Consider the following 13619-nt stretch of genomic DNA (forward strand, 5'->3'; position numbering starts at 1 on the left):
ATAACCTAAACAAGAACAACATATATGGAATGGATTATTAATCAATTAAGGGATCATCCCGAACTTGCCATTTTCCTCACTTTATTCGCCGGCTTCTGGCTGGGCAGATTCAAAATAGGAAAATTTTCGTTGGGAACAGTAACCAGCGTGCTACTGGTTGGAGTACTGGTGGGACAATTAAACATTAGTGTAGACGGCCCGATGAAAGCTGTCTTTTTCCTCCTGTTTTTATTCGCTGTGGGCTATAAGGTAGGTCCGCAATTCTTTCGCGGATTGAAGAAAGACGGATTGCCGCAAGTAGGATTTGCCGTCCTGATGTGCATTGTCAGCCTCATCGCCCCATGGATACTTGCCAAAATCATGGGCTATCATGTAGGCGAAGCTGCCGGATTGTTGGCAGGTTCACAGACCATCTCCGCAGTGATCGGTGTGGCAAGCGACACGATCAATCAATTAAGCATCAGCGATGCGCAAAAAGCGACATTTATCAATGCTATCCCCGTAGCATACGCTGTGACTTATATTTTCGGTACGGCAGGTTCCGCATGGATTCTGGCTTCACTCGGTCCCAAAATGCTGGGCGGACTGGAGAAGGTGAAAGCGGACTGCAAAGAACTGGAAGCCAAAATGGGAACTTCCGAAGCAGATGAACCCGGATTTTACACCGCCCTCCGCCCCGTCGTATTCCGTGCTTATAAAATAGACAACGAATGGTTCGGCAAAGGAAAAACGGTCAGCGAACTGGAGAACTATCTGGTGGAAAACGATAAACGGCTGTTTGTAGAACGCGTACGGCAAAAGGGCGTCATAGAAGAAGTCACTCCGGATATGCTTCTACAACCGGGCGATGAAGTCGTGTTAAGCGGCCGCCGTGAATATGCAATCGGCGAAGAGGACTGGATCGGTCCGGAAGTGATCGACGCCCAACTGCTCGACTTCCCGGCAGAGACGCTTCCGGTAATGGTCACCCACCGCACATTCGCAGGCGAAAAGGTCTCCACGATCCGTGCGCTGAAATTCATGCACGGTGTCAGCATCCGCAGCATCAAGCGGGCAGGCATCAATGTTCCGGTACTCGCTCAGACAGTGATCGACTCCGGCGATATCCTCGAACTGACCGGAACAAAACTCGAAGTAGAAACTGCCGCCAAACAGATGGGCTATATCGATCGCCCCACCAACCAGACAGATATGATCTTCGTGGGACTGGGTATTCTGCTCGGTGGTCTGGTCGGTGCACTTGCCATTCACCTGGGAGGTATCCCGATCAGCCTGTCCACCAGTGGAGGTGCCTTGATCGCAGGACTCGTATTCGGCTGGCTGCGTAGCAAACATCCTACCTTTGGCGGTATCCCCGAACCTTCGTTATGGGTATTGAATAATGTAGGACTGAATATGTTTATCGCCGTTGTCGGCATCGCCGCAGGTCCCAGCTTCGTGACAGGGTTCAAGGAAGTAGGATTCAGCCTGTTTATCGTCGGTGCACTGGCAACCGCCATCCCTCTTCTCAGCGGACTGCTGATGGGAAGATATCTGTTCAAGTTCCACCCTGCCCTCACTCTGGGATGTACAGCTGGGGCACGCACCACAACTGCCGCACTGGGAGCTATTCAGGACGCATTGGGAAGCGACACTCCCGCGTTAGGATACACCGTGACGTATGCAGTCGGTAATACACTACTGATTATCTGGGGAGTAGCCATCGTATTGCTCATGTAAATGTCAGTATAATGAATGTATAGGAAATCAAAATTAAGTATCAAAACAATAAGAACCATTATGGAAAAGAAAACAACTGGCACAGTTATCACCAAGAACTTTGCCAAAAAGATGGAAACGATCAGCCCTTTCGAACTTAAAAACAAGCTCATCGAAATGGCTGACGAGAGTATCAAGAAAATGGCCCATACCATGCTGAACGCAGGACGAGGCAACCCGAACTGGATTGCGACCGAACCGCGTGAAGCATTCTTCCTGTTAGGAAAATTCGGACTTTGCGAATGTCGCCGTGTCCAATCCCTGGAAGAAGGAATTGCAGGCATCCCACAACAGGAAGGAATAGCCGCCCGCTTCGAGGCTTTCCTCAAAGAGAACGAGAAAGAATCCGGAGCCAGGTTACTGAAAGAAACCTATAATTATATGCTGATGGAGCACGCAGCCGATCCGGACAGACTGGTTCATGAATGGGCGGAATCGGTCATCGGCGACCAGTATCCTGTCCCCGACCGTATCCTGCACTTCACCGAACTGATCGTACAGGATTATCTGGCACAGGAAATGTGCGACCGCCGTCCCCCTAAAGGCACATTCGACCTTTTCGCTACCGAAGGCGGAACGGCTGCCATGTGCTATGTATTCGATTCATTGCAGGAAAACTTTCTGTTGAATCAAGGGGATTCCATCGCCTTGATGATTCCTGTCTTCACGCCCTACATCGAGATTCCGGAATTACGCCGCTATCAGTTCGATGTTACCGAAATATCTGCCGATCAGATGACACCGGACGGGCTGCATACCTGGCAATATAAAGATGAAGATATCGATAAGCTGAAGAATCCGCAGATAAAAGCGTTGTTCATCACCAATCCGAGCAATCCGCCCAGTTATGCGCTGAGTCCGGAGACTGCCGCACGTATTGTCAACATCGTAAAGAATGACAATCCGAATCTGATGATCATTACGGACGATGTGTACGGAACATTCATACCTCACTTCCGTTCGTTGATGGCGGAGTTGCCGCATAATACACTCTGCGTCTATTCCTTCTCCAAGTATTTCGGAGCCACAGGATGGAGAAATGCAGTGATAGCCCTACACGAAGACAACATCTACGACAAAATGATTGCCCGCCTGTCGGAGGAGCAAACAGCAATCTTAAACAAGCGTTATGCAAGCCTCAGTTTACACCCCGAGAAGATGAAGTTTATTGACCGCATGGTAGCCGACAGCCGGCAGATTGCGCTGAACCATACCGCAGGACTCTCGCTGCCTCAGCAAATGCAGATGAGCCTGTTCGCCGCTTTCTCCCTTCTCGACAAGGAAGACCGGTACAAGGCAAAGATGCAGGAAATCATCCACCGTCGACTGCATGCACTCTGGGACAGCACCGGCTTCACGTTGATAGAAGACCCGCTGCGTGCCGGATATTATTCGGAAATCGATATGCTGGTATGGGCGAAGAAATTCTACGGTGACGAATTTGCAGACTATCTGCAAAAGACCTACAATCCGCTCGACGTTGTTTTCCGCCTTGCCAACGAGACTTCGCTCGTCCTGCTGAACGGCGGCGGATTTGCCGGACCGAAATGGAGTGTCCGTGTTTCGCTCGCCAATCTGAACGAAGCCGATTACGTAAAAATAGGACAAAGTATCAAGCGCGTACTGGATGAGTATGCAGAAAATAGGTAATACTTATTATTTAAAGCGGGAAGTATCCACCTCTTCCCGCTTTTTCTCCTTGTATCCTCCGAATTTGTAGTTGAAGGAAATACCGAAGGCACGGGTAGTCTTCATATAGTGATTCTTCACATTCTGTTGTCCGAAACGGACATTAGTCGAAATGGTGGAAGTATTAAATATGTCGTCGCATTTCAAGGTCAGTTGTGCTTTTCCCTTTGCGAAAGTATAGCGCAGGGCCGCATCCAGATTTCCCGAACGGGGAAGGTCGAAAATGCCTTGTATCGCTTTGTTCTGATAAAATCCGCTTAGGGTAAACTTCAAATCAGGTTTGGTGGAGAGAGTGAAGGTATTGTTCATGGTCAATACAAACGTATATAGTTTGCGGTCGAACGGGATATCCCAGAAATCACTGTCTTTCTGACGGTAACGGAAGCCGATTGCCGTGATGCGGGAGTCCAGCCATTTCTTCACTTTAAAGGGAACTACCATTACCAAGCCCGCCTGTTCCGAGAAGTCGAAGTTAAAGCATTTATAGATCTCGACCAGACGTTCCGGAGACTGGTAAAGCGTCTGCATTTCCTTGTTTTTCGTGCGGCTGTAATAGGCGGTCAGCACATATTTACCTTTTAATATATAGCTAATGTTAGCTTCGTAGTTGGTTGCCGGTTTGAGGAAGGGATTTCCCTGAATCTCGGAATAAGCGCCCATGTAGGAAGTGGAGTTCTGCATACTCCAGTATTCCGGATATTCCTTGTCGCTGCTCAATGAAAATTGCAGGATATGTCCCGGAGCAGGCAAATAAGTCAGGTTGGCAACCGGATACAGGCTCCATTCGTTCCACATATCCGTATGATATTGCTCGGCAGCCAGAGAGACATCCGCTGAAAGTTTCTCACCGAAGCTCTTGCTGAGTCCGGCATAAAAGTTCAGCGTCTGCTCGCGACGACGGGATTGCATGTTGTTGTCCGGCAGTAAAGTTTCCGTTTCGGGATCGAAATACATTTGATAACTATTGTCCAATGCGGTCGTATAAGCAATACCATAATTCAATCCCCAGTCTGCGCCCAAAGTATGTTCTTGTCCGGCATAGAAACGCCATTGGTTGATCCGTTGGTTATCTTTGCTCAGGAAGTTCAGTGTTTCTTCTCCCAGTGTGCTGTAAAGCAGCTGACTGCCGGGAGCATGATAATAGGTAAATTCCGCTCCGGCTTTCAGTCCGAAAGGAGTCTGATAGTCGAGTTTGGCATTATGAAGCTGTCCTTCCGAGTGCGAATCGGTGACCGAGTTCTGCGCACCGGTGACTGTGGCGTAAGGTTTGACATCGGTGAAAGCAGTGGTATAAACCAAGCTCAGCAAATGCTTGTCGGTAAAGGCATAGTCCATCCCAAGGCGTATCTGGTGATTGTTGTGGCGGGAAGTAGTGATATCATACATATTCATCGGATGCACCGAACCGTCGGCGAGCGTGTGAAGCGCTTCCTTGTCTGTCTCCCTCCGTTCGCGGCTGTAAGAGTAAGAGTAGAGAAGATCAGCAGAAAATTTGCGTCCGGAGTATAGAAGGCTCGCACGCTCTGCCAGAGATTCGTAGTGTAATTGGCTGTAGGCAGTATATAGTTCTCCCTGAAGAGAAGGTTCTTTTCCCATGCCCGAAGTCAGTATCAAATTGATCATCGGTCCGCGCACCTGATAACGTGCCGGAGCGGAATACATCACTTCCGCCTTTTCAATCCGACTGACGGGCATTGATTTCAGCAGGGTGCTTAATTGCTCTACAGAGAGGGTGGTCACTTTTCCGTTGATAACCACAGTGACCGGTTGCCCTCCCAACGTCAGGGCATCATTCATGGAGACAACTCCCGGCAGGTTCTTTACCGCATCATAGGCATTGTCTACCGGCAGGCTGCTGACCAGTCTCGGAACGTCGTATACCAGTTTCCCCTGTTCGGCTTTTACTACCGGACGTTCGCCGGTGATCATGACTTCGGGAAGTTCCCGATACAGGCTGTCTATATAGGCTACGTTTTTTACGCTGTCGGCAGGTTCCTGCGCTGTCTGTACCTGCTGTGCAGAAGCGTACATCCAATACATGAAAAGTAACAAAAGCAGTAAATAAGTTCGTTTCATATCGCATTTATTTTTGAGTATGCTGCAAAATACGGGAGAAAAAACGAAACTTTACGTTATCGCCGGCTTATCTAGTGTTATTTAGTCTTATCAAAGAGAAGAAAAATAACAGTTTCATACTATCTTTGTCCGTATGAAACTACCGTTGAAACATATCATTATCCTTGTCATCTGCTCGCTGACAGGCATCTTTGTTTACCAGACATATTGGCTGACAGGGCTTTACCGCACGATGAAGCAGGAAATGAACAATAATATCAAAGACGCCATGCGTACGAGCGACTTTAATGAAATCGTGCTTCGCGTCAACGAACTGCAAAAGGATAATGTGGAACATGGTTCGGTCACCGTTTCCGCCGGATATGGTGCAGACGGCAAGTCGCTGGTGACAAGCCAGACTGTCTCTTATACAGACAGTACCTACAAAGACACCCTGCATACACGCACGGAAACAGCAGTAGATACCCTGGCCGTCAATGACAATGATCCGGATGCCAGCACCGTTGCCTCCAGCGAAAGCGGACTCGATGTATTATTAAAGAGACAGGACTCGATGAAAGAACTCATACTCAGCGTCCAACAAGGTATGCACTCCGGCGTGGACACCTACATCGACATCAACCTGCAAAAATATGACAGTCTACTGACCGATGTACTGAAAGCACACAACATAGATGTACCTCACCGCACCTTATATATATACAGCGGAGCCACTCAGGATTCATCCCAGACATTCATAGATACACTGGGCATCGCAGGAGACAGCACCTATATCCCCAGCCCGAAAGCCATCCGCTACGACTACGAATTCAACAGGCATCACAGTCAACGCTACCAACTGATAATGGAACCCATCACCTCCCTGGTATGGAAACAAATGACCGGCATCCTGGTCACTTCATTTGTCATCTTCCTCATCCTCGGATTTTCCTTCTGGTTCCTCATCCGCACACTGCTGAAACAAAAGACGCTGGAAGAAATGAAGAGCAACTTTACGAACAACATCACGCATGAGTTAAAGACCCCGATTGCCGTGGCGTATGCCGCCAACGATGCGCTGCTGAATTTCAACCAGGCGGAAGAGAAGAGCAAACGTGACCAATATCTGCGCATCAGCCAAGAACAGCTACAGCGCTTGAGCGGACTCGTCGAACAGATTCTTTCCATGAGCATGGAAAGCCGCAAGACGTTCAGACTGCACCCCGAAGAGATTTGTCTGAAAGAACTGATTACTTCTTTAATAGAGCAGCACCAGCTAAAAGCGGATATCCCCGTACACATAACACTGGAAACAGAACCGGAAGCACTGACGATAGTAGCCGACCGCACTCATTTCAGCAATATCATCAGTAACCTGATAGACAATGCCGTGAAATATTCGAAACAAGAAGCAGAGATTATGATTCAGTGCCGCCAAACGGGGGAAACAGTGACTATCACCGTCTCCGATCATGGAATAGGTATTCCGCTTGACAAGCAGAAACATATATTCGACAAATTCTATCGCGTTCCGACCGGAAATCTTCATAACGTGAAAGGATACGGCTTAGGACTTTTCTATGTCAAAAGCATGGTCGAAAAACATGGAGGCACCATCACCGTCAAAAGTGAATCCGGCAAAGGAAGTACATTTACCATTACTATCTAAAACATCAAAAACATGAGCAAAAACGACATTACAGTATTGTTGGTGGAAGACGAACTGACACTCGCCATGATTATCAAAGATACGCTCGAGGAAAACGGTTTTACCATCCATACCGCCTCCGACGGCGAAGAAGGATTGCATCTTTTCTTTGAACTTCGGCCGGACGTGCTGGTGGCCGATGTGATGATGCCCAAAATGGACGGCTTCGAAATGGTACGCCGCATCCGGCAGACGGACAAGCAGACACCTGTACTGTTTCTGACTGCCCGTTCGGCCATCAACGATGTAGTAGAAGGATTCGAACTCGGAGCAAACGATTATCTGAAAAAGCCTTTCGGCATGCAGGAACTGATCATACGTATCAAGGCGCTGATGGGAAAAGCGTTCAGCTTCACGGAGACAAAAGTATCCAGCCGTTTTGAGATAGGAAGTTATCTGTTCGATCCGGTCGCGCAGACATTGCTGCATGCCGGAGTGAGACAGGAACTCTCCCACCGCGAGTCGGAAATACTGAAACGGCTTTGTGAGAACCGGAATCAGGTGGTCAATACGCAGGACGTTCTGCTGGAACTTTGGGGAGATGACAGTTTCTTCAATTCCCGGAGTCTGCATGTGTTCATCACGAAACTGCGGCATAAGTTGTCACAGGATGAGCAAATACGTATCGTCAATGTGCGGGGAATCGGCTATAAACTCATTGCAAACTAAGCTCTAAAATAGTGTCACTATCCTACTGGTATAGTGTCACTATCCCCACAGGATACTTACACTATCTCAGCGGGATAGTGACACCATCCCGACGAGACAGCGGCACACTCCTTTTTAAAGGATTTTTCTCTAAGAAAACATAACGGAAGCAGGCAGTCAGACTAAAAATCTCTATCTTTGTCATCAATCAACCTTTACGAAGATGAGAAAACTGATTCTATTTCTTTCGCTGATATTATCGGTCGGTTTTGCATCCGCACAGTCGGAAGTTCCTTCCGATAGTATTCGTCGTGCTCCGTCGAGCAATATAAAGGAATTCGGTGGCTTCCTGCTCGATATGGGATTAATGAATGTGACCCCTCCCAAACTTCCGAAATTCAGTCTCGATGTACCGGATGTGAGTAAAGACTATAATCAGATATTCCGTCTGAATACAGACGCCAGCTATACACAGGGATTCACCGACGCATTTTCTTCCCCTTTCTCCGGTTTCGGATATGGGTATGGCTGGGGATTGTCGTCTTCACCGCAGTTCATGCAGATGGGCACCTTCAAACTGAAAAACGGATGGAAAATCAATACATACGGAGACTATGACAAAGACGGATGGAAAGTGCCCAACCGTAGTGCCATGCCTTGGGAGAAGAATAATTTCCGGGGAGCATTCGAACTGAAGTCCTCCAATGGTAATTTCGGTATCCGGATCGAGGTTCAGCAGAGACGGAACGGTCTTTATTAACTACGCTACTCATTATGATCGACTTGTTTCGGCTATTAGCATATTCTGATTAGCTATTAGCATAATCCGATTAGCTAATAGCTAATCAGAATATGCTAATAGGATATTTCAATCATCAATAACAAGATGAGTTATTTACTCAACTAACGTTTATTCTGCTTCAAAAGCTCTGTCTGCCGCAGCCATCGCGTCGGCTACACGGTCGCACCATGAATCGAACTCCGGATCAGGAGTCTGTGTTTCGGGGTGCAAAAGCATGTATTGTACTGACTGCTTTAAACCGTCCGCCATCGAAGTTGTACAGATAAAGTCCGGCACAAGGCGTTTTATTTTCGAATTATCAAAGACTACCGTTGCGGCTTTGTCCCCCAACAGTTCGCCCCGAAAGTCATAGTTCCCGCCATGTCTCGCAAGAAAATCGGAAGCCACATGGAGTGCGTTCAAAGGTCTCCCCAGCGCATCGGCAATGGTTTGATAAATCTGATTCCAAGTCATACTCTCATCTGTGGTGATATGGAAGGCATTCCCGATGGCATGAGGGTTCGCCATCAGTCCTACGTATCCTTTGGCAAAATCTTTGGAATGTGTCAGTGTCCACAAGGAACTTCCGTCACCGGGGATAATAACCGGTTTCCCGTCAAGGATACGTTTAAGTATCTGCCAGTTCCCCTTATTTCCATGCAGGCTTACAGGAGGTTTCGTTCCATTATACGTATGGCTGGGACGGACAATCGTAATCGGGAAACCGGTGGTACGGTATGCTGTCATCAACACTTCTTCGGCGGCAATCTTATGCCGTGAATATTGCCAGTAAGGATTCACTAAAGGGGTACTTTCCGTAATACGGTAATCAGCCAACGGTTTTTGGTAGGCGGATGCACTGCTGATAAAAATATATTGTTTCGTCTTATTACGGAACAGACGGATATCACGTTCTACATCTTCTGCCGTGTAAGCGATGAACTGAGCTACGACATCATAACTTTCATCTGCAATAGCTTTCGCCACAGCTTCCTCATCGTGAATGTCGGCAATGATACTGCCCACACCTTCCGGCAGTTTTTTTGAGCCCCGGTTAAGCAGTGTTATCTCCCACCCTCTCTGTTGAGCCAATTCTACTACATCGGTACTGATCGTACCGGTTCCTCCAATGAATAATGCTTTCATAAAACAAGTCTTTTTAAATTCGCAGGAACAAATATATTAATTCTACTATTCACATCCCGTGATTATCCCGTTTTTTTGTTTCCGACACGCTGATATTTAGCTGGAAAAAGTGAGTTTGCATCCCACTGCCCGCCGGCATTGTATACAAATTACTGAATCTTATACCCAAATTACTGTTTTGCAAATCCGGAATGAGAAAGATACATTTAAAAGCCTTATCTTTGTGACAGATCAAAACTGTAAGCCGTATGGAAGAAATAACAAAAATTGAAAGCATTGACCAGTATGACCAACTGTTCGGACTAGAGACCTTGCACCCGCTGGTAAACGTGATCGACTTTTCGAAAGCGACAAAGACGGTAGACTACTATCGTATGAATATCGGATTCTACTCTCTGTTTCTGAAAGACGCAAAATGTGGCGATCTCAGATATGGACGGAAGTATTATGACTATCAGGAAGGAACCGTTGTCTGCATGGCTCCGGGACAGGTTATCGGGATAGATAACCGCAAGCAGACACCAATTCGTACAAAATCTATCGGCCTTTTATTTCATCCCGATTTAATCCGGGGAACTTCTTTAGGGCAGAACATCAAACACTATAATTTCTTCTCTTACGAAGTGAATGAAGCACTGCATCTCTCCGAACAGGAAAGGGAAATCGTGACCGACTGTATCCACAAAATACAAATCGAACTGGAACATGCCATCGACAAACACAGCAAGCAGCTCATTGTCCGCAATATAGAACTATTGCTCGACTATTGCATGCGCTTCTACGAACGGCAATTCATCACCCGTAATCAGGCTAATAAAGATATCATCGTGAAGTTCGAACAGTTATTGGACGAGTATTTTCAGAATCAGACTGCACTTACCGAAGGACTTCCTTCTGTAAAATACTTTGCGGACAAGGTCTGCCTTTCTTCCAATTACTTCGGAGACCTGATCAAGAAAGAAACAGGAAAAACGGCACAGGAATATATCCAGCACCGGATCATAGAACTTGCCAAGGAACGGATATTAGAAGGCAGCCAGACGGTCAGCCAGATTGCGTATGAACTGGGGTTCCAGTATCCGCAGCATTTCAGCCGGTTGTTCAAAAAGAATGTCGGATGTACGCCAAACGAATATAAGCAACAGAACTAAAAACAGCTCCACTAATCAGGATATTAGTTACGTCATGGGAGATAAAGTACTTAAGATAGGAAGTGTGCATCAATGTAATTGCTGCATGGGGAGTAAGACGCTGCACCCTCTGGTCAGTGTCATCGACCTTTCAAAAGCCGATTTATCCTCCCATACGGATTTCAAATTCGGATTTTACACGATTCTGTTGAGCGAATGCAAATGTGAAGCCTACAGATACGGACATCAATACTACGACTTCTCGGACGGGACACTTCTCTGTCTGACTCCCGGCGAGTCAATCAGTATGAAGGATAGTGACAACACATGTCCTTCCAAAGGATGGATACTGGCGTTTCATCCCGACTTGATCTGCGGCACTGTGCTTGGAGCGAACATTCGTGACTATACTTTCTTCTCTTATCGTCCCGAAGAAGCACTGCATGTTTCATTACGTGAAAAGCAGGTCATACTGGAACTTCTGGATAAAATAAATGAAGAATTGCAACGCTGTATCGACTGCTATAGTCAGAAGATCATTTCCAAATACATCGAACTACTGCTTGATTATTGCGAACGCTTCTACGAACGCCAGTTCATCACACGCAATGAGGCTAACAAAAAGATTATCGAACGGTTTGACCGTCTTTTGGATGATCATTTCAATACTATACAAAGTCAGTCCTCCGATCTTCCCACTATTGAGGAGTGCGTCAGAGTACTTCGTCTTTCTCCCGCATATTTCAATGATTTGCTGGAATATGAAACGGGGAAATCGTACAAAGAATATCTTCAGTTCAAGCGTTTCGAGATAGCTAAAGAGTGGTTGATAAATACAGATAAAACACTCAGCCAGATAGCGCAGGAACTCGGTTTCCGGAATCCGCAATATTTCAGCCGCCTGTTTAAGAAGATCACCGGTTGTTTGCCGAATGATTTCAAGATGCCTAACTGACTTTTCTCTTAATAAAAATAGAATTAAGAATTCAAATTCTTAATCAATGTTATAAAACATACTATTTTTCTTGGATAATTTGCAAAGTTCACAGAAGTCCGTATCTTTGCAATGTGTTTTTCATAGTATTAGATTTAAGGTTAACAAAGGTTGGAGCAAGGCGTTGCTCCTTTTTTTATGTCCATACGTGAGCTATTGGACTTTCGTATATAGTAGAATTACGTTATTTTTCAGTAGATTTGCAGTAACACTTGAAAAGGATACATTCAGATTATATTCTGAATATATAAATCAAAAAGTGCTCTTTTTACGTTATATATCAAGAAGTAACTTTAATCCTGACAAAACAATGAAGACAGAGCGGAAATATCACCATTTGATTAAATCAGTTATCATCGTACTATTCCTTTCTTTTGGCATGACTTCGTGCGAAAAGGAAGAGCCAGTTCCGGTACCTACAGAACAAACGGTATTCATGTATCTCCCCTGGTCTGATAATCTCACATCCAATTTCTATCAGAACATCAGCGACCTTGAAAGTGTAGTTGAAAAGAATATCTTGAAGGATGAACGGGTAATTATTTTCATGTGTACCACAGCAACAAAAGCCACTCTTTTTGAACTCGCTTATGAGAACGGCAAGAGTGTGCGTAAAACTCTAAAGAACTATACAGATCCTGCATATACCACAGCAGAAGGTATCACATCTATCCTAAATGACGTGCAACGCTACTCTCCCACCAAACGCTATTCGATGGTTATCGGCTGTCATGGCATGGGATGGATACCCGTATCAAATTCTAAATCACGTAGCGGTCTTCCTACCAAAATGCACTGGGAATACGAAAATGTACCAATGACACGCTACTTCGGAGGATTAAATGCCCAATATCAGACTGATATAACCACACTTGCCAAAGGAATATCCAATGCCGGACTTAAAATGGAATATATACTCTTTGACGACTGCTATATGTCAAGCATTGAAGTAGCCTACGCTCTCAAAGATGTGACTGATTATCTGATAGGATCTACAAGTGAAGTGATGGCGTATGGTATGCCATACGCCGAGATAGGTCAGTATCTAATTGGGAAAGTAGATTATGCCGATATCTGTGACGTTTTTTACTCTTTTTATTCCACTTATAGCACACCCTGCGGAACAATCGCTGTCACTGATTGCTCAGAACTTGATAACCTGGCAACTATTATGAAAGAAATTAATCATCGATATACTTTTGATCCTTCACTAACCAGTTCTTTACAGAGACTGGACGGATATTATCCGGTTATCTTCTTTGACTATGGTGACTATGTTTCAAAATTATGCCCCGATGAAACTCTAGTGGCACAGTTCAACGAACAGCTCAATCGTACGGTGCCATTCAAAAGAAATACAGAATATTTCTATTCGATGAGCAGAGGACAAGTGAAAATAAATACCTTCTCCGGTATCACAATCTCCGATCCAAGTACGCACTCACTGGCCTCAAAAAAAGAAGAAACAGCGTGGTATGCAGCTACTCATTAAGAACAAAAGATAAGATCAGGAAATCTCTTAATAAAAATAGAATCGAGAATTCAAATTCTTAATCAATGTTATAAAACATACTATTTTTCTTGGATAATTTGCAAAGTTCGCAGAAGTCCGTATCTTTGCAATGTGTTTTTCATAGTATTAGATTTAAGGTTAACAAAGGTTGGAGCAAGGCGTTGCTCCTTTTTTTATGTCCATACCTCATCTCGTCA

At 45.6% G+C, this 13619-nt stretch carries 10 protein-coding genes; 8 read left to right on the top strand and 2 right to left on the bottom strand.

All coding sequences use genetic code 11. The features are described 5' to 3' along the window. Window positions 1-24: 24 nt before the first annotated feature. A complete protein-coding gene (gene aspT, locus NBH01_RS04080) occupies window positions 25-1719 on the top strand; it encodes an aspartate-alanine antiporter (protein WP_011107422.1) in 1695 nt (564 codons plus the stop codon). A 60-nt stretch (window positions 1720-1779) separates the two neighbouring features. Further along, window positions 1780-3408, top strand: coding sequence for an aspartate 4-decarboxylase (aspD, locus tag NBH01_RS04085; RefSeq protein WP_234141095.1), 1629 nt, complete (start codon window positions 1780-1782; stop codon window positions 3406-3408). A gap of 6 nt (window positions 3409-3414) precedes the next feature. On the opposite strand, the gene NBH01_RS04090 is transcribed toward aspD, so the two are convergent. Next, window positions 3415-5523, bottom strand: coding sequence for an outer membrane beta-barrel family protein (locus NBH01_RS04090; RefSeq protein ID WP_113748481.1), 2109 nt, complete (start codon window positions 5521-5523; stop codon window positions 3415-3417). A 133-nt stretch (window positions 5524-5656) separates the two neighbouring features. Between NBH01_RS04090 and NBH01_RS04095 the strand changes: the two genes are divergently transcribed. From NBH01_RS04095 to NBH01_RS04105, 3 genes are all read left to right on the top strand, one after another. Continuing rightward, window positions 5657-7171, top strand: a complete 1515-nt coding sequence (locus NBH01_RS04095; protein ID WP_234141094.1) for a sensor histidine kinase — start codon at window positions 5657-5659, stop codon at window positions 7169-7171. A 12-nt stretch (window positions 7172-7183) separates the two neighbouring features. Next, a complete protein-coding gene (locus tag NBH01_RS04100) occupies window positions 7184-7879 on the top strand; it encodes a response regulator transcription factor (RefSeq protein ID WP_016267442.1) in 696 nt (231 codons plus the stop codon). A 202-nt stretch (window positions 7880-8081) separates the two neighbouring features. Further along, complete coding sequence (locus NBH01_RS04105) at window positions 8082-8618, top strand: occludin (protein ID WP_250700003.1); 537 nt, start codon at window positions 8082-8084, stop codon at window positions 8616-8618. 150 nt (window positions 8619-8768) lie between these two features. On the opposite strand, the gene NBH01_RS04110 is transcribed toward NBH01_RS04105, so the two are convergent. After that, on the bottom strand, window positions 8769-9785 hold the full coding sequence (locus NBH01_RS04110; RefSeq protein ID WP_113748480.1) for an SDR family oxidoreductase: 1017 nt from the start codon (window positions 9783-9785) through the stop codon (window positions 8769-8771). A gap of 248 nt (window positions 9786-10033) precedes the next feature. Here NBH01_RS04110 and NBH01_RS04115 point away from each other — a divergent pair, with 248 nt between their 5' ends. The 3 genes from NBH01_RS04115 to NBH01_RS04125 all read left to right on the top strand — a co-directional run bounded on the left by NBH01_RS04115 (window position 10034) and on the right by NBH01_RS04125 (window position 13401). Beyond that, a complete protein-coding gene (locus NBH01_RS04115) occupies window positions 10034-10936 on the top strand; it encodes a helix-turn-helix domain-containing protein (protein WP_048695516.1) in 903 nt (300 codons plus the stop codon). A gap of 34 nt (window positions 10937-10970) precedes the next feature. Then, window positions 10971-11870, top strand: a complete 900-nt coding sequence (locus tag NBH01_RS04120; protein ID WP_048695520.1) for a helix-turn-helix domain-containing protein — start codon at window positions 10971-10973, stop codon at window positions 11868-11870. A gap of 349 nt (window positions 11871-12219) precedes the next feature. Then, window positions 12220-13401, top strand: a complete 1182-nt coding sequence (locus tag NBH01_RS04125) for a clostripain-related cysteine peptidase (protein ID WP_250700004.1) — start codon at window positions 12220-12222, stop codon at window positions 13399-13401. Window positions 13402-13619 lie beyond the last annotated feature (218 nt).

The sequence above is a fragment of the Bacteroides sp. B1-V-101 genome, assembly GCF_023656585.1.
Taxonomy (GTDB): domain Bacteria; phylum Bacteroidota; class Bacteroidia; order Bacteroidales; family Bacteroidaceae; genus Bacteroides; species Bacteroides thetaiotaomicron.